The following is a 20,905-nucleotide window of genomic DNA, read 5'->3' as shown; positions in this document are numbered from 1 at the left end:
CCCGCGGCCCGCACCATGCTGGCGGGGTGGAGGCGTGCACGGGCCGGCTGCTGGTCGCGACGCCGGGGCTGCGGGACGGCAGCTTCCGGCGCAGCGTCGTGCTCGTGCTCGAGCACACCGCGGACGGTGCGCTCGGGGTCGTGCTGGACCGGCCGCTCGACGTGGACGCGTCGGCCGTGCTGCCGCGCTGGCAGCCGCATCTGAGCGCACCGGGCCGCCTGTTCAACGGCGGGCCGGTCGCGCGCGACTCGGTGCTCGCGCTCGCCGACGTCGACCGCGACGACGTGCCGCCGGGCGTGCAGGCGCTCGAGACGCGGCTGGGGGTCGTCGACCTCGACGCACCGCCCGAGCTCGTGGCGGGCGGCGTCCGGGGTCTGCGGCTGTTCGTGGGCTACGCGGGGTGGGCCGCCGGGCAGCTCGACGCCGAGGTCGAGGCGGGCGGCTGGTTCGTCGTCGACCACGAGCCCGGTGACGCGTTCAGCACCGACCCGCGCGGGCTGTGGCGCCGCGTGCTGCGACGCCAGCCCGGCGACCTCGCGCTCCTGTCGACGGCGCCGGACGACGTGTCGATGAACTGAGACCGGGGTGCGACCCGGGGGATCCCGGATGCCGGACCTGCGTCCCGTCGTGGCACGGTGGTGCCATGAAGACCCTGCTCAACGTGATCTGGCTCGTGTTCGCGGGTGCCTGGCTCGCGCTCGGCTACGTCGTCGCCGGGATCATCTGCTGCGTGCTGGTCGTGACGATCCCGTTCGGCATCGCGTCGTTCCGCATCGCGAGCTACGTGCTGTGGCCGTTCGGGCGCACGATCGTCGACAAGCCGACCGCGGGCGCGCTGTCGACCATCGGCAACGTGATCTGGTTCTTCGTCGCGGGGATCTGGCTCGCGCTCGGGCACGTCGCCACGGCCATCCCGTTGTTCGTGTCGATCATCGGCATCCCCATGGGCATCGCGAACCTCAAGCTGATCCCGGTGTCGCTCGTGCCGCTCGGCAAGCAGATCGTGCCGACGGACCGCGCGTTCGCGGCGTACGGGCGCTAGTCGCGCGTGACGTCCGCGGACGAGGAGAACGCGGACGCGACAGCCTGTTGACCGGAGGGGAGCTCTCCGCAATTATCTCTGCCGTATCGCTCGAGCAAAGACGCAGGTGAGGCGTATAGGAGCGCTCTCATTCAATCGGGTGGTCGACTGACAGGGGGTTTTCGCGTGGTTCGACGTTCGACACGCACCGGTGCCTCGGCGATGGCTGCAGTCCTCGCCACGGCGCTGGCGTTCCCGCTCTTCGCATCCGGGGCCGACGCGGCCGGATGCCCCTACACGTCGTTCAAGCAGTACGGGAAGAACGGTTACGCCCGGACTACGGACGCCAACGGCCAGTGCAGCAAGGTCGGCGCCCGGGCGGGCTTCTCGGTGAGTGGCACGACGAGCACGATCTGGACCAGCCGGACCTACGGGGGCGACGTGGCGCAGACGCCGACCGTGTCCAACCTGGTGGCGAGCGACCACTCCGGCGAGTGACGTCTCCGGGGGGCTGGCCGAGGGTTGGCCCCCCGGGGAACGTGTGATGGAAGGGGGCGTCGTGCGCCAGAGGGCGGTGTGGGCGGTCGTCGTGCTGGCGGCCGCTCTGTGCGTCGGTTGTGCCGACGGGTCGGAGGAGTCGTCGTACGACGAGACCAGTGCGAAGGCCCTCGCCGGTGCGCTCGCGAGCGCACGGTCGGCCGGCGTCGACGCGACACAGGTCGAGGTGCTCTCGGGTGACGAGGTGACCTTCGCGCAGTACCGGGCCGCGGTCGACCGCGCGCTCGGTTGCATGCAGGAGGCAGGTATGGAGGTCGTGGAGCAGGACGTCACCCGCTGGAACGGTCGCGACCTCGTCACCTACGCCGTGGGCTCCGGCGCGCTGCCTGAGGACCAGGGCGTGACAGTGCAGGACGACTGCTACGAGCGCTACGCGAGATATGTCGACGAGTTCTGGCAGACGTCCACGCCGGACGGGCTGGCGTACGAGGAGCGGCGGGCGAGCGCGTTGCGCGCCCCCTTGGTGCAGTGCCTCGACGCCTACGCCGCCGACGTGCCCGAGAAGGCGTCGTTCCGTGAGCTCGTCGTGCTGGCCAGCGACCACGCGCAGGCCCAGCCGGACCAGGACTGCCTGGACGACGTCGGGTACGCCACGTGGGACGGATGAGCATGACCGCGCGACGCTCCGTCGTGGCGATGCTCGCCGCGCTCGCGCTGGTGGGGTGCTCGCCCGGGCCGACGGACCGGGGTGCCAGTACGCCGCCGGCACCGCCCGCAGACGGCGCGGCGTCCGGCACGCTGGTTGCCGTGCCCGTGGATGGGGCGGCCCCGGACCATGCGATGGACGTCGGCGGCTCCGGGTTGGCGGCGATGTGCACCGAGGGCAGGCAGCCGCTGCCGGTCGACATGGTGTACGCCTCCTGCGACACGGTGCCCGACGGCGGTGCCGGCGGTGCGGGGGGCACGGCTCGCGGCCTCGCCCTCGACCCGGGGACGTACTGGATCGTGATCGTCTGCGACGATGACGCCGACCTCGAGCTCGCGTTGCAGGCCGAAGGTCTCGCGCCGAGCACGTCCGTCGCGTGTGACCCGTCCGGGCGTGCGGTCCGGCAGCGGATCGGCGTGCTGGCGGAGGCGGCCACGACCGACCTCGTCAGCCACGTCACGGGCTCGGGCGTCACCGTCGCGTCGTGGCTCGTCCGTGAGGGGAAGGCGGAGCTGTGAGCCGACGCGTCCCCGGCACAGGGCGTGCGTGGGTCGTGGTTGCCGCGATCCTCGTCGTGCCCGCGGCTGCGCTCGGCGCATGGGCCGCGGCCGCCGCGGTGCCGGACCCGACCCAGGCGGGCGCGCGGGTCGCACCCGTGGTCGCCCCGGTGACGTCCGCCGAACGGCGCCCGACGGCCACGGTGTCCCTCGAGGTGCGCCGGGCCGCCGGGCTCGTCGCCGCGTCCCCGACGTCGGGGACGGTCACCGCGACCGCTCCCGTCGGTGCGGTGCTCGACGACGGCGCCGAGGTCGTGCGGATCGACGACCGCCCGCTGCGCGCGATGGTCGCGGCGGCCCCGCTGTGGCGCAGCCTCGGCCCCGGTGACCAGGGCGAGGACGTGCGTCGCCTGCAGGACCTGCTCGTCGCGACCGGGCACCTGACGGCGACCCCGGACGGCAGGTTCGGCGCGAGCACGGCGCGCGCGGTGACCGCGTTCGCGCGCGAGTCAGGTGCGCCGCGAGGCGTCACCACGTTCGACCCCGCCTGGGTCGTGTGGGTCGGCCCCGAGCCGCTGCGCGTGGAGTCGGTCGAGGCGCCCGTGGGCGCCCAGGTGGGGCCGGGCGGACCGCTGCTCACCGGCCCGGCCGTCGCGTCCGCCGTCGCGGTCGCGGAGCCGCAGGGCGGGCTGGGCCCCGAGCTCGGCGCCGAGGCCGAGCTGCTCGTCGGACCGGTCACCGTGCCGTACGCCGTGGGCTCGGGTGCCGTCACGGACCCAGCCGCGGTCGCTGCGCTCGTGACCGCGCTCGCGCCGGCCACGGCGGGCACGGGACGCGTGCAGGCGTCCGCGGCCGTGCCCGTGCTGTCGGTCCCCGCGTCGGCGGTGGTGACCGGTGACGGCGGGGCCGTATGCGTCTACCCGGACGAGCGGTCCGCGCCCGTCGCCGTCACGGTCGTGGGCGGCGGCGCGTCGACCGTCCAGCTCGACCCCGCCGCCGGCGTCACGGCGGTGCTCGTCGACCCGGGGGCGGTCGACGGGCTGGCGCCGTGCGGCTGAGCGCACGGGGCGTCACGGTCCGCTTCGACGGCAGCGACGCGCCGGTGCTCGATGGCGCCGATCTCGAGGTGCGCACCGGTGAGACCGTTGCGATCGTCGGGCCGTCGGGGTCCGGCAAGTCCACTCTGCTGTCCGTGCTCGGCGGGCTCCTGGCGCCGGACGCGGGGACCGTCGCCGTGCTGACGGACGACGGCGCCGACACCGGCGTCCCGCTCGCGGCCGCGTCGTCCTGGATCCTGCAGACCACGAACGTGCTGCCCGAGCGCACCGCGGTCGAGAACGTCGCGATCTCCGCGGCGCTCGCAGGCGTGGCCTGGTGCGACGCGCTCGACCGCGCGCACGCCGCGCTCGCGCTCGTCGGCCTCGCGGACCGGGCGGGCTCGCGCGCGCGTGTGCTGTCGGGTGGCGAGGTGCAGCGCGTGGTCACGGCGCGTGCGCTCGTCGCCGACCGAGCGTTCGTGCTCGCCGACGAGCCCACCGGTCAGCTCGACAGCGCGACGACCGCGTCCGTCCTCGACTCCCTGCTCGGTGCTGTCCGCGCGCACCCGGTCACCGGACGCGGGGCCGGTCTGGTCGTCGTGACGCACGACCCGGAGGTCGCCCGACGCTGCGACCGCGCGGTCCGGCTCGACTCCGGGCGCGTGGTCGCGTGAGGGCGCGGGGGGCGCGGCCGGCAGCCGTGCTGCGACGCGGGGTCGCCGAGGGATGGCGTAACGTCGTGGCCGCGCCCTTCCTGCACGGGGCGCTGACGGTCGTCGTCACGCTGCTCGTCACGAGTGCGGGGGTCGCCGACCTCGCGGTGGTCCACCGGATCGTCGCGGACGAGCGCGCGTACCTCGCCGCGGGAGGTGACCTCCTGCGTGCCTCGGTGCGTGACGGCAGCCTCGCGGCGGACGCCTGTGCCGCCGTCACCGCGCTCGACGGCGTGCTTGCGTCCAGCGCGGTGAGCGTGCGGCAGGTGCGGGTGGTCGGTCGTCCCGAGCACACGCAGACCGTGCTGCTCGCGACCCCGGGGCTCGAGCGGATGGTCGGGGCACCCACGCTGGGGCCGGACGAGGTCCTCGTCTCGCAGGTCGTCGCCGACCGGTGGGGCTGGCGTGCGGGCACGCCGGTGCGGCTGGTCCCGCACAGCACTGGCCCGACGGTGTGGGATGTCCCCGAGCGCGGCCTCGCCGTGGGCGGGGTCGCCGACCTGTCCCGCTTCGGTGACGCGGCCTCGTCGGCGGTCGTCGTGCCCTCGGCCCCCTCCGGTGCGGCCGACGAGTGCGTGGTGCAGACGTCGGCCGCCGCGCGCGACGACGTGGCCGCCGCGCTGCCCGCGCTGCTCGGCGACGGCACCGCCGGTGCCGTTGAGGTCCAGCGACCGCTCGACGGCGGGGCGTTCGGGCCGGACGCGGCCCTCGAGTTCGCCCGGCGACCCACGCGGCTCGCGGGCCTCGCGGCGGGTGCCGTCGCGGGCGTCCTGCTCGCGGTGGTCGCGTGGACGCGGCGGCAGCGTTCCGCGCTGTACGCGACGCTCGGCATGCCGTGGTCCGGCGGCGTCGTGCTGCGGGCGACGGAGGGTGTGGTCCCGGTCGTCGCAGGCGGCGCCTGGGGCGGGCTCTGCGCGGGGGCGACGGGCGCGGGGCTGGGGCTGCCGGTCGGCGTCGCGGTCGTCACGGCCGCGCTGCACGCGCTTGCGGCGGCGGGCGGCGCCGTGGCCGTGGTCGTCCTGGTGGCGCTGTGGCGGCCGCCCACGTTGCAGGCCCTCAAGGACCGCTGAGCCGTGCCCGTCGTCGGCGCCCGCGGTCAGTCGCGCGCGACGTCCGCGACGACCGCGTCGGTGAGCCGCACGAGGTCGTCGGGCGCGAGCTCGACGTCCAGCCCGCGGCGACCGCCCGAGACGAGCACGGTGTCGAAGAGCCACACGGTCTCGTCGACGACGGTGCGCAGGCGCGTGCGCTGGCCCAGCGGCGAGATGCCGCCCACCACGTAGCCGGTCGCGCGCTCGGCCGCGTGCGGGTCGGCCATGGTGGCGCGCTTGCCGGCCACGGCGGTCGCGAGCGCCTTGAGGTCCAGCCGCCCCGTGACGGGCACGACCGCGACGGTCAGGGCGCCGTCGACGTCGGCGACGAGGGTCTTGAAGACCTGCTCGGGCCGCACCCCCAGCAGGTGCGCGGCCTCGAGGCCGTACCCGAGGTCGCTCGCGGGGTCGTGCTCGTAGGTGCGCGCGACGTGGGGCACGCCCGCCGCGGCGAGCGCGACGAGCGCGGGGGTCCCGGCGTGCGCGCGGGCGTCCTTCCTGGCCACGGCGTCAGGGTAGACGCCGCGGGGCGGTCAGAGCGCGACGCCCACCAGCGCGCCGACGCCGTACGTCACCGCCATCGCGAGCGAGCCGCCCACGACGTTGCGCAGCACCGAGCGCGCGGGCGACGCGCCCGTGAACCGCGAGGACGCCCACCCCGTGAGGACCAGCGCGAGCACGACCGCGCCGAACGTGACGGGCACGCGCGCGGCCACCGACCACGGCGCCAGCACCATGAGCAGGGGGATGAGCGCGCCGACCGTGAACGCGAGCATCGACGCGAGCGCCGCGTGCCACGGGTTGGTGAAGTCCTCGTCGACGCCGTTGACCGGGGTGCCCTGCGCGGCGGCGACGCGCTCGGCGTCGCGCTGCGAGCTCACCGACACGTACTCGCCCGACGCCATCGACAGCGCACCCGCGACGAGCGCGGCGCCGCCGGCCAGTGCGATGGTCGACGTGGACGCCGCGGCACCCGCGACGCCGACGACCGTGGCGGCGACCGACACGATGCCGTCGTTCGCCCCCAGGACGCCCGCGCGCAGCCAGTTCAGGCCCGCGTTCGAGGCGGCCGGCGCGGCGGGGCCGCGCGAGCCGTGCAGCAGCCCGGTGAGGCCCGGGACCCGGGTGGGGACGCGCTCGGAGGTCGTGGTCATAGCTCCACGGTAGGTCGGTCGCGCGCGGTTGTCACCGCAGGAAAGGCTGGCCTGACCTGCGCAAACGTAGGTCAGCCAACCCTTCGTCGGGGTTCTCGCAGGTCACGGCGTCGGGCCTCAGAGCGGCCCGACCTCGAGCACGGTCAGCCGCACCTCGCCGGCCTCGTCGGACGCCGCCAGGTCGACCAGGGCGTCGATCCGCCAGTCGTGGTCGCCCGCCGGGTCGTCGAGCACCTGCCGCACGAACCACGTGCCCGCGGCCGGGCCGTGCGGGTCGTGCGAGCCCGGCGTCACCTGGAACAGCGCCGGCCCGCGCGCCGCTGGGCCCGTGCCGATCTCGTCGTGGTCGTCGAAGTACGGCTCGACCGCGTCGGCCCAGCGGTCGGCGTCCCACGCGTCGCCCTCGGCGTCCCGGTCGCCCAGCGCCGCGAGCGCACCCCACGCCTCGCGCGCCGCGAGCTCGACGCGGCGGAACAGCGCGCCGCGCACGAGCGCGCGGAACACGCGCGGGTCGGTCGTGACGGGCGGCGGGGGTGCGTCGTCGGCGTCCTCGACGGCCGCGTCGTCCTCGAGCTCGGGGTTCGCGAGGCGCTCCCACTCGTCGAGCAGCGACGAGTCGGTGCGGCGCACGAGGTCGCCGAGCCACGCGATCAGCTCCTCGAGCTCCTCGGTGCGGCGGTCCTCGGGGACCGTGCGACGCAGCGCGCGGTACGCGTCGGCGAGGTAGCGCAGCAGCACGCCCTCGGTGCGGTCGAGCGAGTACAGCTGCACGTACTCGGCGAACGTCGCGGCGCGCTCGTGCATCTCGCGGACCACCGACTTGGGGGACAGGGCGAGGTCCGCGACCCACGGGTTGGTGCGCCGGTACGTCGTGAACGCGGCCTCGAGCAGCTCGGCGAGCGGACGCGGGTACGTCACGTCCTCGAGCAGCGCCATGCGCTCGTCGTAGTCGAGGCCCTCGGCCTTCATGGCCGCGACGGCCTCGCCGCGGGCCTTGTTCTCCTGCGCCGCGAGCACCTGACGCGGGTCGTCGAGCGTCGCCTCGATGACGGACACGACGTCGTGCGCGTACCCGGGGTCCTCCGGGTCGAGCAGGTCGAGCGCGGCGTACGCGAACGGCGACAGCGCCTGGTCGAGCGCGAACGTCGGCGCGAGGTCGGCCACGAGCCGCACCGTGCGGCGGCGGCCGTGCGGCGCGGTCGGGTCGTCGACCCACGGGCGCTCGACGACGCCCGCCGCGCGCAACGACCGGTACACGTCGACCGCGCGGCGCACGTGGCGCGCCCGCGCGCCCTCGGGCTCGTGGTTGTCGGTCAGCAGGTGCGTCATGACGGCGACCGGGTCCCCGAGGCCGTCGCGCCCGCGCTGCAGCACGTGCAGCACCATGGCGTGCGACACCGCGAACGACGACGTCAGCGGCTCGGGCGGGGCGTCGCGCAGGCGCTCGAACGTCTTGTCGGTCCAGTTCACGTGCCCGGCCGGCGCCTGCTTGCGGACGATCTTCTTCTGCTTCCGCGGGTCGTCGCCCGCCTTGGCCAGCGCCTTGCGGTTCTCGATGACGTGCTCGGGCGCCTGCACGACGACCTCGCCGACCGTGTCGTACCCGGCGCGCCCGGCGCGGCCCGCGATCTGGTGGAACTCGCGCGCCGACAGGTGCCGCATGCGCACGCCGTCGTACTTGACCAGGCTCGTGAGCACGACCGTGCGGATCGGCACGTTGATGCCGACGCCGAGCGTGTCGGTGCCGCACACCACGGGCAGCAGGCCCTTCTGCGTGAGCCGCTCCACGACGCGCCGGTACTTGGGCAGCATGCCCGCGTGGTGCACGCCGACGCCGTGCCGCAGCAGCCGGGACAGGGTCGTGCCGAACCCGGGGCCGAACCGGAACCCGCCCAGCTCGGCGGCGATCGCGTCGCGCTTCTCGCGGTTCGCGAGCGGCGTCGAGAGCAGCGACTGCGCGCGCTCGACGGCCTCCTTCTGCGTGAAGTGCACGACGTACACGGGTGCGCGCTGCGTGCGCACGAGCTCGTCGAGCAGCTCGTGCAGCGGCTCGACCGAGTACGAGAACGTGAGCGGCACGGGCCGCTCGGCGTTCGCGACGACGGACACGTCGCGCCCGGTGCGGCGCGCGAGGTCGTCGACGAAGAACGACACGTCGCCGAGCGTCGCCGACATCAGCAGGAACTGCGTGCGCGTCAGCTCGAGCAGCGGCACCTGCCACGCCCAGCCGCGCTGCGGGTCGGCGTAGTAGTGGAACTCGTCCATGACGACCAGGCCGACGTCGGCGTCGGGGCCGTCGCGCAGCGCCTGGTTGGCGAGGATCTCGGCCGTGCAGCACACGATGGGCGCGCTCGCGTTGACCGCCGAGTCGCCGGTCATCATGCCGACGTTCGCGGACCCGAAGATCTCGACCAGCGCGAAGAACTTCTCGCTGACCAGCGCCTTGATCGGTGCGGTGTAGTACGAGCGCCGCCCCTGGGCCAGGGCCACGGCGTGCGCCGCGACGCCCGCGAGCGACTTGCCCGACCCCGTGGGCGTCGACAGGATCACGTGGCTGCCCGTGACCAGCTCGAGCAGCGCCTCCTCCTGGTGCGGGTACAGCGTCAGGCCCTGCTCGCCGGCCCACGTGGTGAACGCCTCGTAGAGCGCGTCGGGGTCCTGCGCGGCGTCCCCGGTGGGCAGGCGGTCGGCGAGCGTCTCGGGCATCCCGCGATCCTCGCACGGCCGGCAGACGTCAGGTCGCGTCCCACAGCAGCCGGTGGAACGCGACCCGGTCGGGGTTGGGCGCGAGCCCGTACGCGTCGTACACCGTGCCGGCGTACCCGGGGCCGTAGTTCCACTCGGTGCTCCACGCGGCGACCGCGAGGTCCGCCCAGCGGTCGGCGACGCCCAGGCGGCCGAGGTCGACGTGCGCAGCCCACCGGCCGTCGTCGCCGATCAGCGTGTTCGGTGCGCACGCGTCGCCGTGGCACACCACGAGCAGGTCGACGTCGGGGACGTCGCGCAGCCGGGCCCGCGCCTCGGCGACGGTGAGGTCGCGGTGCTCGGGCGACCACCCGGCCGGGGAGTCGCCCGCGTCGAGGTGCTCGAGGGCCCGGGCGACGCGCTCGGCGGTCGACCAGGAGAACGGGCAGTCGCCCACGGGCAGCGCGTCGTGCAGCGCGCGCAGGCCCTCGCCGATCGCCGCGGCCGCCACGGCGGGCCGGTCGGCCCACGGCGCCTCGACGGCGGACCGTCCCCGCAGCGCCGCCGTGACGAGCCACGCGCCCTCGTCGTCGGCGCCCTGCTCGAGCACCTGCGGCACGCTCGTCCACCGCGCCGCCCACGCGAGCCGCGCCGCCTCGGCGGCCAGGTCCAGCCCGGCGACGCCCGCGGGCGCCCACTTGACGTAGCGCTCGGCGCCGACGCGGAACGTCAGGCCGCCGAGCTGGTTCTCCCAGACCGGCTCGAGCCGGGCGCCGCCCGCGACCCGCTCGACGGCCGCGGGCACGGCGACGGGGCCGGTGGGTGCGCCGGCGAGGGCGCGCGGGGTCGTGTCGTCGGCAGGGGGCACGACGTCGATCGTGCCACCCGTCAGATGCCGAGCACGGCCTTCGCGATCGTGAAGTACACGACGAGCCCCGTGGTGTCGACGAACGTCGAGATGAACGGTGCCGACACGATCGCGGGGTCGATGCCGACGCGCTTGGCGAGCAGCGGCACGCTCGACCCGACGGTCGTCGCGAGCGTGCACACCGCGACCACGGTCAGCGCGAGCACGAGCCCGATCTGCGGTCCCGCGACGAGGATCGCGGGCCCCACGCCGACGGTCGCGAGCGTGACGCCCAGCAGCAGGCCGGTGAGCATCTCGCGGCCCACGACGCGCAGCGTGTCGGACGGGCGGACGTCGCCGACCGCGCTCGCGCGCACGACCGTCGTCGCGGCCTGCGAGCCGGCGTTGCCGCCCGTGCCGATGAGCAGCGGCACGAACAGCGCGAGCGCGACGACCTGCGACAGCTCGGCCTCGTAGAACGACTGCACGCCGACCGTGAGCGTGGCGGCCACGATGAGCAGCAGCAGCCACACCACGCGCGAGCGCACCAGCCCCAGCACCGACACCGACAGGTAGGGGCGGCGCAGCGGCTCGGACCCGCCGGTGCGCGCCGAGTCCTCGTCGTCCTCGGCCTCGAGCACGCGCATCGCGTCGTCGACCGTGAGGACGCCCACGAGGCGGTCCTCGGCGTCGACCACGGGCACGCCGACGAACCCGCCGTCGCGCACGACGTTCGCGGCGCGCTCGGCCGGGTCGGTCACGCGCACGGTCGTGGCGGGGGACGTCATGACGTCGTCGACGAGCGCGGAGGGGTCGCTGAGCACGAGGCGGCGCAGCGACACGACGCCCACGACGCGCCGACCGGCCGCGACGACGGGGACGACGTACACGGTCTCGGCGTCCTCGCCCGCGGCGCGGACGCGCGCGATGGTGTCGGCGACGGTCGTGCCGAGGGGGACCGAGACGACCTCGGGGGACATGCGACGGCCGGCGCTCTCCTCGGGGTGCCCGAGCAGCGCGGTCGTCGCGGCGCGCTCGGCGGCCGACAGCCCGGAGAGGAGGCGCCGGGCGACGCCCGCGGGCAGCTCGTCGAGCAGCGCGGCGCGGTCGTCGGGGTCGAGCGCGTCGAAGATCGCCGCGGCCTCGCCGGCGAGCGCGTCGACGAGCTCGACCTGCAGCGCCGGGTCGAGGTCCTCGAAGACCTCGACGGCGCGGTCCTTGCGCAGCAGCCGGAACGCCACGGCGCGCCGCGTGGGCCCCAGGCGGCCGAGCTCGTGGACGACGTCCGGCACGTCGAGCCGTTCGAGGTGCGCGCGCAGGTCGCGGAGCGCCGGCGTGTCGGTGTGCTCCGGCGTCGTGGCGGTGCGGTCGTCGGTCATGCCGCGCTCCTCCCGTGCGTCCGGTGGGTGGGGTCGGCCCGCAGGCCCGGGCCCTCTCGGGCGGGGGCTCGCGTGGCGCGGGCCCCTGGCAGGGTACGGGGCATGCGCGGACGCCGCCCGGGCGGGACCTACGCACCAGTAACTTACGGTTGCGTAGGTTAAGATCGTGGCGTGACGCAGCACCGCTCCGCACCCGTCGACCTCCCCGCCGCGTGGCCCGTCGGCGTCCCGCGCGACGTCGAGATCCCCGACGAGCCGCTCACCGCGACGCTCGACCGCGCCGTGCGCGAGCACCCCGACCGCGTCGCGGTCGACTTCCTCGGCGCGACCACCACCTACCGCGAGCTCGGCGAGCGCGTCGAGCTCGGCGCGCGCGTGCTGCACGGCCTCGGCGTCCGCGCGGGCGACCGCGTCGCGCTCGTGCTGCCCAACTGCACGTCGCACCTCGTCGCGTTCTGGTCCGTGCTGCGCCTCGGCGCCGTCGTCGTCGAGCACAACCCCACCTACACCGCCGACGAGCTCGCGCACCAGCTCGCCGACTCCGGCGCGACCGTCGCGCTCGTCTGGGAGCAGGCCGTGCCGCGCGTCCTGGAGGCGCAGGACCGCACCGCGCTGCGGCGCGTCGTCGCGGTCGACCTGTCCGCCGACCTGCCGCGTGCCGCGCGCGCCGCGCTGCGCCTGCCGCTGCCCGCCGCGCGCCGCACGCGCGACGCCATGCGCGGTCCCGTGCCGGCGGGCGTCCCGCACTGGCACCGCCTGCTGCGCACCGTGCCCGCGTGGATCGCGGCCGAGGGCCACGACGAGCCGCGCCCCGAGGACGTCGCGCTGCTGCAGTACACCGGCGGCACCACCGGCACGCCCAAGGCCGCCGTGCTGACGCACCGCAACCTGCTCGCCAACACGATCCAGGGCCAGGCGTGGACGCAGGCCGAGAACGGCACCGAGGTCGTCTACGGCGTCCTGCCGTTCTTCCACGCGTTCGGTCTCACGCTCTGCCTCACGTACTCGGTGCGCATCGCGGCCACGCTCGTCGTGCTCCCGAACTTCGACCCCGCGCGCGTGCTGGCCGCGCAGCGCCGCCGGCCCGGCACGTTCCTGCCCGCGGTGCCGCCCATGCTCGACCGGCTCGCGGCCGCCGCCGAGGAGTCCGGCGCCGACCTCACGTCGTTCCGGTACGCGATCAGCGGCGCCATGGCGCTGCCGCGCGAGACCGCCGAGCGCTGGGAGCGCGTCACGGGCGGCCTCGTCGTCGAGGGCTACGGCATGACCGAGACCTCGCCCGTCGCGCTCGGGAGCCCCCTGACGCAGGACCGGCGGCCCGGTGCGCTCGGCCTGCCGTTCCCCTCGACGCGCATCCGCGTGGTCGACCAGGAGGACCCGACGCGCGAGGTCGCGCCGGGCGAGCAGGGCGAGCTGCTCATCTCCGGCCCGCAGGTGTTCGCCGGCTACTGGCAGCGCCCCGAGGAGACGGCCGAGCAGCTGCTGCCCGACGGCTGGCTGCGCACCGGTGACGTCGTGCGCGTCGACGACGACGGCATGGTCGTCCTTGTCGACCGCATGAAGGAGATGATCGTCACCGGCGGGTTCAAGGTGTACCCGTCGCAGGTCGAGGACCACCTGCGCGGCATGCCCGGCATCCTCGACGTCGCGGTCGTCGGCGAGCCCGCGGGCGACCTCGGCGAGCGGGTCGTCGCGGCGATCGTGCTCGACGGCGACGTGCCCGGCGTCGACCTCGCGGCCGTGCGCGCGTGGTGCGAGACGCGCCTGGCCCGGTACGCGCTGCCGCGCCGGCTCGTCGTGCTGCCCGACCTGCCGCGCTCGCAGGTCGGCAAGGTGCTGCGCCGCGTCGTGCGGGACAACCTCCACACCCACGCCTGACACGGGCGGGCCCGCCCGACGCCGTACCGTGTGCGCGTGAGCGTGAACGACGAGCAGCCCCTGGTGGAGATGTGGACCGACGGCGCCTGCAAGGGCAACCCCGGCGTCGGGGGGTGGGGCGCCTGGATGCGCTTCGGCGACCAGGAGAAGGAGCTCTTCGGCGGTGAGGCCGCGACGACCAACAACCGCATGGAGCTCACGGCCGTCATCGAGGGGCTGCGCGCGCTGCGCCGGCCCTGCCGCGTGACGCTGCACGTCGACTCGACGTACGTGATGAACGGGCTCACCAAGTGGCTGCCGGGCTGGAAGCGCAACGGCTGGCTCACGGGGGAGAAGAAGCCCGTGAAGAACAAGGAGCTGTGGCAGGCCCTCGACGAGGAGGTCGCGCGGCACCACGTCACCTGGGTCTGGGTGAAGGGCCACGCGGGCGACCCTGGCAACGAGCGTGCCGACGCGCTCGCGAACCAGGGCGTCGCGCAGGTGCGCGCGGGCGTCGTCTGACGGCTCCGGGGCGACCTCGCGTGCGCCGTCGCGCGCCTGGAAGTTGATCGTTACACGTGCCAGGCTGGGCGCCGTGAGCACCGCCGCCACCACCGCGCCCGTGACCCTGTTCCCGCTGCACGCCGTCCGCCTGGCCGACGGCCCGTTCGCGGCCGCCCAGCGCACCGACCTCGCGTACGTCCTGGGCCTCGACCCGGACCGGCTGCTCGCGCCGTTCCGCCGCGAGGCGGGACTGCCGCCGGTCGCCGAGCCGTACGGCAGCTGGGAGTCCATCGGCCTCGACGGGCACATCGGCGGGCACGCGCTGTCCGCGGCGTCCCTGCTGTGGGCCGCGACGGGCGACGACCGCGCCGCGGACCTGGCTCGCGCGCTCGTCGACGGCCTCGCGGCCTGCCAGGACGCGCTCGGCACCGGGTACGTCGGGGGAGTGCCCGGCGGGGTCGCGCTGTGGGAGTCGGTCGCGTCGGGCGGCGCCGAGGCGGGCACGTTCGACCTCGGCGGCGCGTGGGTGCCCTGGTACAACGTGCACAAGACGTACGCGGGCCTGGTCGACGCCGCCCGGCACGCACCCGCCGACGTCACGGTCCGCGCGCTCGCCGTCGCCGTGCGCCTCGCCGACTGGGGCGTCGCGCTGTCCGAGCGCCTCGACGACGCCGCGTTCGCCCGCATGCTGCGCACCGAGTTCGGCGGCATGTGCGAGGCGTACGCCGACCTCGCCGAGCTCACGGGCGACGCGCGCTACGCGGCCCTCGCGCGGCGGTTCGCCGACGAGGAGCTGCTCGCACCGCTGCGCGCGGGGCGCGACGCGCTCGACGGGCTGCACGCCAACACGCAGATCGCCAAGGTCGTCGGCTGGCCCGCGATCGGCGAGGCCGACGCCGCCGCCGCGTTCGTGCGGACCGTGCTCGACCGCCGCACGCTCGTGTTCGGCGGCAACTCGGTGTCCGAGCACTTCACGCCCGACGCGGCAGCGCACGTCACGCACCGCGAGGGCCCCGAGTCGTGCAACACCGCGAACCTGCTCGAGGTCGTGCGGCGGCTCTACGCGCTCACGGGCGACACGACCCTGCTCGACGCGGCCGAGCGCCAGCTCGTCAACCACGTGCTGTCCGCGCAGCACCCCGACGGCGGGTTCGTGTACTTCACGTCCGCGCGCCCGGGCCACTACCGCGTGTACTCGACGCGCGACGAGTGCATGTGGTGCTGCGTCGGCACCTCGATGGAGACGTACGCGCGGTTGGGCGAGCTCGCGTACGCGCACGCGGGCGACGACCTGCTGGTCAACCTGCCCGTGCCCTCGACGCTCGACTGGGCCGAGCGCGGCGTGCGCGTGCGCCTCGCGTCGACCTACCCGACGCCCGCACGCGTCACCGACGTCGCGCTCACGGTGGACGTCGACGCCCCCACCGACCTCGCGGTGCACGTGCGTCGGCCCGCGTGGGCGCTCGACGCCGTGGAGCTGACGCTCGACGGCGAGCCCGTCGGCGACGCCGGCGAGCGCGCCGGCCACGTCACGGTGCGCCGCACGTGGCGCGGAGGCGAGACGCTCGCGTGGCGGCTGGTCGCCGGCGGGGCGGCCGAGCGGCTGCCGGGCGACGACGCGTGGGTCGCGCTGCGCTGGGGCCCGCACGCGCTCGCGGTCCGCGGCGACGCCGACGACCTCGTGGGTCTGCGCGCCGACGACGCGCGCATGGGCCACGTCGCACACGGCCCGCTGCGCCCGCTGTCCGCGGCGCCGCTGCTCGTCGGCTCCGACGCCGACCTCGCGGCCGCGCTGCGCCCCGCCGACGACGGCACGTTCGTGCTCGACCGCGGCGCCGACGACCCGCTCGTGCTCGAGCCGTTCGCGACCCTGCACGACGCGCGCTACACGCTCTACCTGCCGGTCGTGCCGACCGCCGCCGACGTGCCCGCGCGCCGCGCCGCGCTCGCGGCCGCCGACGACGCGCAGCTCGGCCTCGCGGCCCGCACGGTCGACGCGGTCGCGTGCGGCGAGCAGCAGCCCGAGACCGACCACCGGTACGCCGGCACCGGCACGTGGACCGGCGCGACCGACGACGGACGGCACTGGCGCGCGACGCGCGAGCGGTTCTCCTACCGGCTGGCCGACCCCGAGGGCCGCGGCGCGGTGCTGCGTGTGACGTACCTCGCGCAGCCGGGCGTCGCGCGCGTGCTCGTCGACGGCGCCGAGGTCGGCACGCTCGAGGTCGCGGACTCCGCCGCGGGCACGCGCACGGTGGACCTCGTGCTCGGCCCGTTCGCCGGCGGGGACGCGGACGCGCCGGGCGGTCGTGCGGTCGCGTTCGAGGCGGACGCATCGAACTCGACGCCGCCGGTCGTCGCCGTCCACCTGCTGACCGGAGCGACCTGACCCGTCGACACCCGACCGGACGCCCCGTCCCGTCCGCCCACGCCGCCCCCGGCTGTCGGAGGCCCCTGAACGCGGGGTTCGGCCGGTTTCGCGGGCCCAGAAGCAGCAGAACCCCGCGTTCGACCGCCGGCCAGCCGGTGACGGAAGGGTGCCTCGGTCGCGGCACCCGCCAGCGGTGCCGCCCACGACCCCCACCGACGACCCGCCCGTCGAACGCGGGGTCCGGCCGGTCTCGCGGACGCTGGAACGGCAGAACCCCGCACCCGGCGGTGGCGGGTGGCGTCAGAGGAGGGGCGGTGTCAGGGGAGGTCGGTGGTCGGTGACGGGCGGGACCGCGTCGGGGCGACCGGTGAGGCGGCCGCCAGGAGCCGCGCGCGCAGCGCGTTGCCGCGGGCGGCGTAGTCGCGCTGCCGACGCACGTACTCGGCCTTGCCGTCGGGGGTCTCGATCGCGACGGGCTCGAGCCCGTACGTCGTCACGTCGTACGGGCTGGCCTGCATGTCGGTCGTGCGGACCTCGCGCGCGAGGTCGAAGCAGTCGAGCAGCAGGTCACCCGGCACGAGCGGCCCGAGCTTGAGGGCCCACTTGTAGAGGTCCATCGCGGCGTGCAGGCACCCGGGCTGCTCGAGGGCGGTCTGGGCCTCGCGCGTCGGGGTCAGCGTGTTGCGGCCGACGGCCTCGGGCGTGAAGAACCGGAACGCGTCGAAGTGGGTGCACCGGATCCGGTGCGCCTCGACCACCGCGTCGGTGCCGGCCTCGCCGAGCCGCAGCGGCAGCGCGTGCCGGTGCTCGCCTGCGCGCTCGCGGTAGACCATCGCCCACTCGTGCAGCCCGAAGCACCCGGTCGCGGCCGGCCGCCCCGCTGTCGCCGCGAGCAGGCCAACGACGAACCGCACGGTGTCCCCACGCGCCGCGGTGAACGCGTCGACGTCGAGCGCGACCGTGCCGTCGTCGGCCGTGCGGTACCAGCGCCACGCGGCGTGCGGCGCCGGGCCGTCCGCCCCCGGTGCGAGCGCGGCACCCGCCCCGGGGTGCCAGCGCCGCAGCTGCCCCGGAGTGGCCGGGTAGTACTCGAACAGGAAGTCCTCGACCGCGTGCTTCTCGTGGCGCGAGCGGCGCGCGCGGTGCCCGGCCGTCGCGGCGTCCGCGCGCGCGGCGTGCGCGTCGGCGCGAGACGACCACGTGGCCGCGTCGAGCACGGCCGGCACGGGAGGGGCGGGGGAGGGCACGGCACCAGGGTAGGTCGCGAGCCGTTGCCGACCGTCGCCGGGCCCGGGACGATGGCGTGCGTGCGCGAGCTGCTCCGGTCCCTGCCCGCCCTGGCGGGCACGCCCCTGACGTTCGACCCGGGCGCGGCGCCCGACGACCCGCTCGACCTCTTCACGGACTGGTTCGCCGCCGCGGTCGACGCGGGCGCGCCCGAGCCGCACGCCGCGACCCTCGCCACCGCCGACGCCGACGGCCGTCCGTCCGCGCGCGTGCTCATCCTCAAGGACGTCGGCCCCGACGGGTTCGCGTTCGCGACCGACGCGCGCAGCGCCAAGGCCGCCGACCTCGCGGCCAACCCGCGGGCCGCGCTGGGGTTCTGGTGGCCGGCGGTCGTGCGGCAGGTGCGCGTCACCGGTGCTGCGCGGCACCTCGGCGCCGAGGCGTCGGCGGCCGACTACCTCGCGCGGTCGCCCGCGTCGCGCGCCGCCGCGGCCGGCGTGCGCCCCGGCGAGCCGCTGGGCTCGCTCGACGAGCTGCGCGACGCCATGACCGCCGCCCGTGCGCGGGTCGACTCCGACCCGGGGTTCGTGCTGCCGTCGTGGCAGGCGTGGCTCGTGGTGCCCGACGAGGTCGAGTTCTGGCAGGGCAGCGCCGACCGCGCGCACGTGCGGCTCGTCTACCGCCGCGACGACACGGGCTGGACGCACCGCCTCGTCTGGCCGTGACGCCCGCTGCCGCACCGACGGGGGTGACCCCGGTCACGCGGCCCGCGGTGCTAGCCTCGGCCGCATGACGACGACCCCCGGTGAGCTGCTCACCGCCGCGTGTCGTCCCTGTCGTCGCTGTCGCTGAGGGCTCTCCTCACCGACCGGACCGCTCCGGTCCCGCGCGCCGTTCTCCCGGCCGCGCCGCGCTCGTTCGTCGAGCGCCGCACCCCGCCCCGGGGCACGCTGGTCCCGGGCCCCCGCCCCGGCGTCGACCACCGGCGCCGCCCCTCGAAAGGTCCCCCCATGTCCCGCACGCCCCGTCGCCTGCTCGCCGCCTCCGTCCTGCTCGCCGTGGGGGCGCTCGCGGCCTGCTCGTCCAGCGACGCCCCGGGCGGCGGCGCGTCCGCGTCCGCCGGCGGCGACGTGCTGCGCGTCGGCACCGAGGGCACGTACTCGCCGTTCACGTTCCACGACGCGGACGGCGAGCTCACGGGGTACGACGTCGAGGTCATCACGGCGGTCGCCGACGAGCTCGGCATGCCGGTCGAGTTCTCCGAGACCACGTGGGACTCGATCTTCGCGGGCCTCGAGGCCAAGCGCTACGACGTGGTCGCCAACCAGGTCACGGTGACCGACGAGCGCCAGGGCAAGTACGACCTGTCCGCGCCGTACACGGTGTCGACGGGCGTCGCCGTGGTGGCCGCCGACGACACGAGCATCACGTCCCTCGCGGACGTCAGCGGCAAGACCGCCGCGCAGTCGGCGACGTCGAACTGGTCGCAGGTCGCGCGTGACGCCGGCGCGCAGGTCGAGTCCGTCGAGGGCCTCACGCAGGCCATGGCGCTGCTGAAGCAGGGGCGCATCGACGTCACGTTCAACGACGACCTCGCGGTGCTCGACTACCTCACGTCCTCGGGTGACGCGTCGGTGAAGATCGCGTTCGAGACCGGCGACACGGTCGAGCAGGCGTTCGCGCTGCGCAAGGGCTCGGACCTGACCCCGAAGATCGACGAGGCGCTCGCGACCCTGCGCGCCGACGGCACGCTCGCCACGATCTCCGAGAAGTGGTTCGGCCAGGACGTCTCGCAGTGACGCCGCACCGGCCGGCGGACGAGCGGGAGGGGGAGCGGGCGCGGTGACCTCGGACACCTGGGACCTCGTGCTGTCGTCGATCGGGCCGCTGCTGTCGGGTGCGGTCCGCGGCACGATCCCGCTCACGCTGATCTCGTTCGCGCTCGGCCTCGTGCTGGCGCTGCTGGTCGCGCTCGCGCGGCTGTCGCGGCGGCGCGTCGTGTCGGGCCTGGCGCGCGCGTACGTGTCGGTGATCCGCGGCACGCCGCTGCTCGTGCAGCTGTTCCTCATCTTCTACGCGCTGCCGTCGCTGGGCATCGTCATCGACCCGTTCCCGTCGGCGGTCGTCGCGTTCTCGCTCAACGTCGGCGGGTACGCCGCCGAGATCATCCGCGCGGCGATCCTCTCGGTGCCGAAGGGCCAGTGGGAGGCGGCCGCGACCATCGGCCTGGACCACACGCTGACGCTGCGGCGCGTCGTGCTGCCGCAGGCCGTGCGCGTGGCCGTCCCGCCGCTGTCCAACACGTTCATCTCGCTGGTCAAGGACACGTCGCTGGCCTCGACGATCATGGTGACCGAGCTGCTGCGCAAGGCGCAGGAGATCGCGGCGCCGACGTACGAGTTCATGGCGCTGTACTCGCTGGCCGCGGTGATCTACTGGCTCATCTGCCTGGTGCTGTCGAGCGCGCAGGCCCGCCTCGAGCGCCGGCTCGACCGGTTCGTGGCCCGATGAGCCGCGCGAGGGAGGAGGACGCCGTGACGGACGGCACCGGTACGACGGGCGACGCCCGCCCCCTGGTCGAGGTGCGGGGGCTCACCAAGTCGTTCGGGGACCTGCACGTGCTGCGCGGCATCGACCTCACGGTGGCGCGCGGCAGCGTGACGGTGCTCATCGGCCCCTCGGGGTCCGGCAAGACGACGCTGCTGCGCTGCCTCAACTCGCTCGAGGTGCCCGAGGCCGGCACGGTCCGGGTCGACGACGTCGAGGTCGACATGGCCGCGCGTCCCTCGCCCGCGCTGCTGCGCCGCCTGCGCGCGACGTCCGGCATGGTGTTCCAGTCGCACCAGCTGTTCCCGCACCGCACCGCCCTGCAGAACGTCACCGAGGGCCCGGTCTACGCCCAGCGTCGACCGCGCGCGCGGGCCGAGGCGGAGGCGACCGCGCTGCTCGCGAAGGTGGGGCTCGCCGACAAGGCGGGCGCCTACCCGCACGAGCTGTCGGGCGGTCAGCAGCAGCGCGTGGGGATCGCCCGCGCGCTCGCGCTGCGTCCGCGCCTCCTGCTGTTCGACGAGCCGACGTCGGCGCTCGACCCCGAGACCGTCGGCGAGGTGCTGTCGGTCATGCGCGACCTCGCGGCCGAGGGCTGGACGATGGTCGTCGTGACGCACGAGATCCGGTTCGCGCGGCAGGTCGCCGACCACGTGATGTTCATGGACGGCGGGGTCGTCGTGGAGGAGGGGCGGCCGGGCGACGTGCTGGGCGACCCGCGCCAGGAGCGCACGCGCCGGTTCCTGCAGCGGATCCTCGACCCGCTCTGAC

The 20,905-nt window shown here is 75.5% G+C and carries 21 protein-coding genes; 15 read left to right on the top strand and 6 right to left on the bottom strand.

Going from position 1 to position 20,905, the window contains the following annotated elements; genetic code table 11:
• The first annotated feature begins 26 nt into the window (after window positions 1-26).
• The 8 genes from CS2_RS05760 to CS2_RS05725 all read left to right on the top strand — a co-directional run bounded on the left by CS2_RS05760 (window position 27) and on the right by CS2_RS05725 (window position 5,542).
• A complete protein-coding gene (locus CS2_RS05760) occupies window positions 27-578 on the top strand; it encodes a YqgE/AlgH family protein (RefSeq protein WP_070319253.1) in 552 nt (183 codons plus the stop codon).
• A 65-nt stretch (window positions 579-643) separates the two neighbouring features.
• Window positions 644-1,042, top strand: coding sequence for a YccF domain-containing protein (locus tag CS2_RS05755; protein WP_070319252.1), 399 nt, complete (start codon window positions 644-646; stop codon window positions 1,040-1,042).
• 201 nt (window positions 1,043-1,243) lie between these two features.
• The gene (locus CS2_RS05750; RefSeq protein ID WP_070319251.1) at window positions 1,244-1,519 is read left to right on the top strand and encodes a hypothetical protein; all 276 of its coding nucleotides are present in this window, start codon (window positions 1,244-1,246) and stop codon (window positions 1,517-1,519) included.
• Window positions 1,520-1,580: 61 nt separating this feature from the next.
• The gene (locus CS2_RS05745) at window positions 1,581-2,186 is read left to right on the top strand and encodes a hypothetical protein (protein WP_156442016.1); all 606 of its coding nucleotides are present in this window, start codon (window positions 1,581-1,583) and stop codon (window positions 2,184-2,186) included.
• A 2-nt stretch (window positions 2,187-2,188) separates the two neighbouring features.
• The gene (locus CS2_RS05740; protein WP_070319249.1) at window positions 2,189-2,743 is read left to right on the top strand and encodes a hypothetical protein; all 555 of its coding nucleotides are present in this window, start codon (window positions 2,189-2,191) and stop codon (window positions 2,741-2,743) included.
• A complete protein-coding gene (locus CS2_RS19510; RefSeq protein WP_156442014.1) occupies window positions 2,740-3,780 on the top strand; it encodes a peptidoglycan-binding domain-containing protein in 1,041 nt (346 codons plus the stop codon). Before CS2_RS05740 ends, CS2_RS19510 begins: the two co-directional genes overlap by 4 nt.
• On the top strand, window positions 3,771-4,433 hold the full coding sequence (locus CS2_RS05730; RefSeq protein WP_070319247.1) for an ABC transporter ATP-binding protein: 663 nt from the start codon (window positions 3,771-3,773) through the stop codon (window positions 4,431-4,433). The genes CS2_RS19510 and CS2_RS05730 overlap by 10 nt, the downstream gene beginning before the upstream one ends.
• A gap of 65 nt (window positions 4,434-4,498) precedes the next feature.
• Window positions 4,499-5,542 carry a hypothetical protein gene (locus CS2_RS05725; protein WP_070319246.1) on the top strand — a complete coding sequence of 348 codons (1,044 nt, stop codon included), beginning with the start codon at window positions 4,499-4,501 and terminating at the stop codon, window positions 5,540-5,542.
• Window positions 5,543-5,568: 26 nt separating this feature from the next.
• Here CS2_RS05725 and ybaK read toward each other — a convergent pair whose 3' ends face one another.
• The 5 genes from ybaK to mgtE all read right to left on the bottom strand — a co-directional run bounded on the left by ybaK (window position 5,569) and on the right by mgtE (window position 11,628).
• Entirely contained in the window at window positions 5,569-6,069 is a 501-nt protein-coding gene (ybaK, locus tag CS2_RS05720) for a Cys-tRNA(Pro) deacylase (protein WP_070319245.1), read from the bottom strand.
• A gap of 27 nt (window positions 6,070-6,096) precedes the next feature.
• Window positions 6,097-6,717: a VIT1/CCC1 transporter family protein gene (locus tag CS2_RS05715; protein ID WP_070319244.1), complete on the bottom strand. Its 621-nt coding sequence runs from the start codon at window positions 6,715-6,717 to the stop codon at window positions 6,097-6,099.
• Between the two features lie 117 nt (window positions 6,718-6,834).
• Window positions 6,835-9,423, bottom strand: coding sequence for a DEAD/DEAH box helicase (locus CS2_RS05710; RefSeq protein WP_070319243.1), 2,589 nt, complete (start codon window positions 9,421-9,423; stop codon window positions 6,835-6,837).
• A gap of 28 nt (window positions 9,424-9,451) precedes the next feature.
• Window positions 9,452-10,270, bottom strand: a complete 819-nt coding sequence (locus tag CS2_RS05705; RefSeq protein WP_070319242.1) for an aminoglycoside 3'-phosphotransferase — start codon at window positions 10,268-10,270, stop codon at window positions 9,452-9,454.
• A gap of 20 nt (window positions 10,271-10,290) precedes the next feature.
• Window positions 10,291-11,628 (bottom strand): magnesium transporter, encoded by a 1,338-nt coding sequence (mgtE, locus tag CS2_RS05700; protein WP_070319241.1) that lies wholly within the window; start codon window positions 11,626-11,628, stop codon window positions 10,291-10,293.
• 171 nt (window positions 11,629-11,799) lie between these two features.
• On the opposite strand from mgtE, the gene CS2_RS05695 reads away from it, so the two are divergent.
• From CS2_RS05695 to CS2_RS05685, 3 genes are all read left to right on the top strand, one after another.
• Window positions 11,800-13,506 carry an AMP-binding protein gene (locus CS2_RS05695; RefSeq protein ID WP_046527896.1) on the top strand — a complete coding sequence of 569 codons (1,707 nt, stop codon included), beginning with the start codon at window positions 11,800-11,802 and terminating at the stop codon, window positions 13,504-13,506.
• Between the two features lie 69 nt (window positions 13,507-13,575).
• Complete coding sequence (gene rnhA, locus CS2_RS05690; RefSeq protein WP_046530382.1) at window positions 13,576-14,007, top strand: ribonuclease HI; 432 nt, start codon at window positions 13,576-13,578, stop codon at window positions 14,005-14,007.
• 73 nt (window positions 14,008-14,080) lie between these two features.
• Window positions 14,081-16,378, top strand: a complete 2,298-nt coding sequence (locus tag CS2_RS05685) for a beta-L-arabinofuranosidase domain-containing protein (protein WP_082739908.1) — start codon at window positions 14,081-14,083, stop codon at window positions 16,376-16,378.
• Window positions 16,379-16,677: 299 nt separating this feature from the next.
• Here CS2_RS05685 and CS2_RS05680 read toward each other — a convergent pair whose 3' ends face one another.
• A complete protein-coding gene (locus CS2_RS05680) occupies window positions 16,678-17,607 on the bottom strand; it encodes a 3-methyladenine DNA glycosylase (RefSeq protein WP_070319240.1) in 930 nt (309 codons plus the stop codon).
• Between the two features lie 51 nt (window positions 17,608-17,658).
• On the opposite strand from CS2_RS05680, the gene CS2_RS05675 reads away from it, so the two are divergent.
• From CS2_RS05675 to CS2_RS05660, 4 genes are all read left to right on the top strand, one after another.
• Window positions 17,659-18,312, top strand: coding sequence for a pyridoxine/pyridoxamine 5'-phosphate oxidase (locus tag CS2_RS05675; RefSeq protein WP_070319239.1), 654 nt, complete (start codon window positions 17,659-17,661; stop codon window positions 18,310-18,312).
• A gap of 285 nt (window positions 18,313-18,597) precedes the next feature.
• Window positions 18,598-19,386 (top strand): amino acid ABC transporter substrate-binding protein, encoded by a 789-nt coding sequence (locus CS2_RS05670; protein WP_070319238.1) that lies wholly within the window; start codon window positions 18,598-18,600, stop codon window positions 19,384-19,386.
• A gap of 43 nt (window positions 19,387-19,429) precedes the next feature.
• Window positions 19,430-20,098, top strand: coding sequence for an amino acid ABC transporter permease (locus CS2_RS05665; RefSeq protein ID WP_046527900.1), 669 nt, complete (start codon window positions 19,430-19,432; stop codon window positions 20,096-20,098).
• Window positions 20,095-20,904: an amino acid ABC transporter ATP-binding protein gene (locus CS2_RS05660; RefSeq protein WP_082739907.1), complete on the top strand. Its 810-nt coding sequence runs from the start codon at window positions 20,095-20,097 to the stop codon at window positions 20,902-20,904. The genes CS2_RS05665 and CS2_RS05660 overlap by 4 nt, the downstream gene beginning before the upstream one ends.
• Window position 20,905 lies beyond the last annotated feature (1 nt).

It is taken from the genome of Cellulomonas iranensis NBRC 101100 = JCM 18110, from assembly GCF_001552375.1.
GTDB lineage: Bacteria > Actinomycetota > Actinomycetes > Actinomycetales > Cellulomonadaceae > Cellulomonas > Cellulomonas iranensis.
Note: the sequence above shows the minus strand (reverse complement) of the source record. Positions and strands in the feature narration are given on the sequence as shown.

Excerpts from the sequence above, each read along its gene's own strand:
- CS2_RS05715 (WP_070319244.1), bottom strand. The coding sequence starts at position 6,717 with ATGACCACGACCTCCGAGCGCGTCCCCACCCGGGTCCCGGGCCTCACC.
- CS2_RS05670 (WP_070319238.1), top strand. The coding sequence starts at position 18,598 with ATGTCCCGCACGCCCCGTCGCCTGCTCGCCGCCTCCGTCCTGCTCGCC.
- CS2_RS05660 (WP_082739907.1), top strand. The coding sequence starts at position 20,095 with ATGAGCCGCGCGAGGGAGGAGGACGCCGTGACGGACGGCACCGGTACG.
- CS2_RS05675 (WP_070319239.1), top strand. The coding sequence starts at position 17,659 with ATGGCGTGCGTGCGCGAGCTGCTCCGGTCCCTGCCCGCCCTGGCGGGC.
- rnhA (WP_046530382.1), top strand. The coding sequence starts at position 13,576 with ATGTGGACCGACGGCGCCTGCAAGGGCAACCCCGGCGTCGGGGGGTGG.
- mgtE (WP_070319241.1), bottom strand. The coding sequence starts at position 11,628 with ATGACCGACGACCGCACCGCCACGACGCCGGAGCACACCGACACGCCG.
- CS2_RS05710 (WP_070319243.1), bottom strand. The coding sequence starts at position 9,423 with ATGCCCGAGACGCTCGCCGACCGCCTGCCCACCGGGGACGCCGCGCAG.
- CS2_RS05750 (WP_070319251.1), top strand. The coding sequence starts at position 1,244 with ATGGCTGCAGTCCTCGCCACGGCGCTGGCGTTCCCGCTCTTCGCATCC.
- CS2_RS05755 (WP_070319252.1), top strand. The coding sequence starts at position 644 with ATGAAGACCCTGCTCAACGTGATCTGGCTCGTGTTCGCGGGTGCCTGG.
- CS2_RS05740 (WP_070319249.1), top strand. The coding sequence starts at position 2,189 with ATGACCGCGCGACGCTCCGTCGTGGCGATGCTCGCCGCGCTCGCGCTG.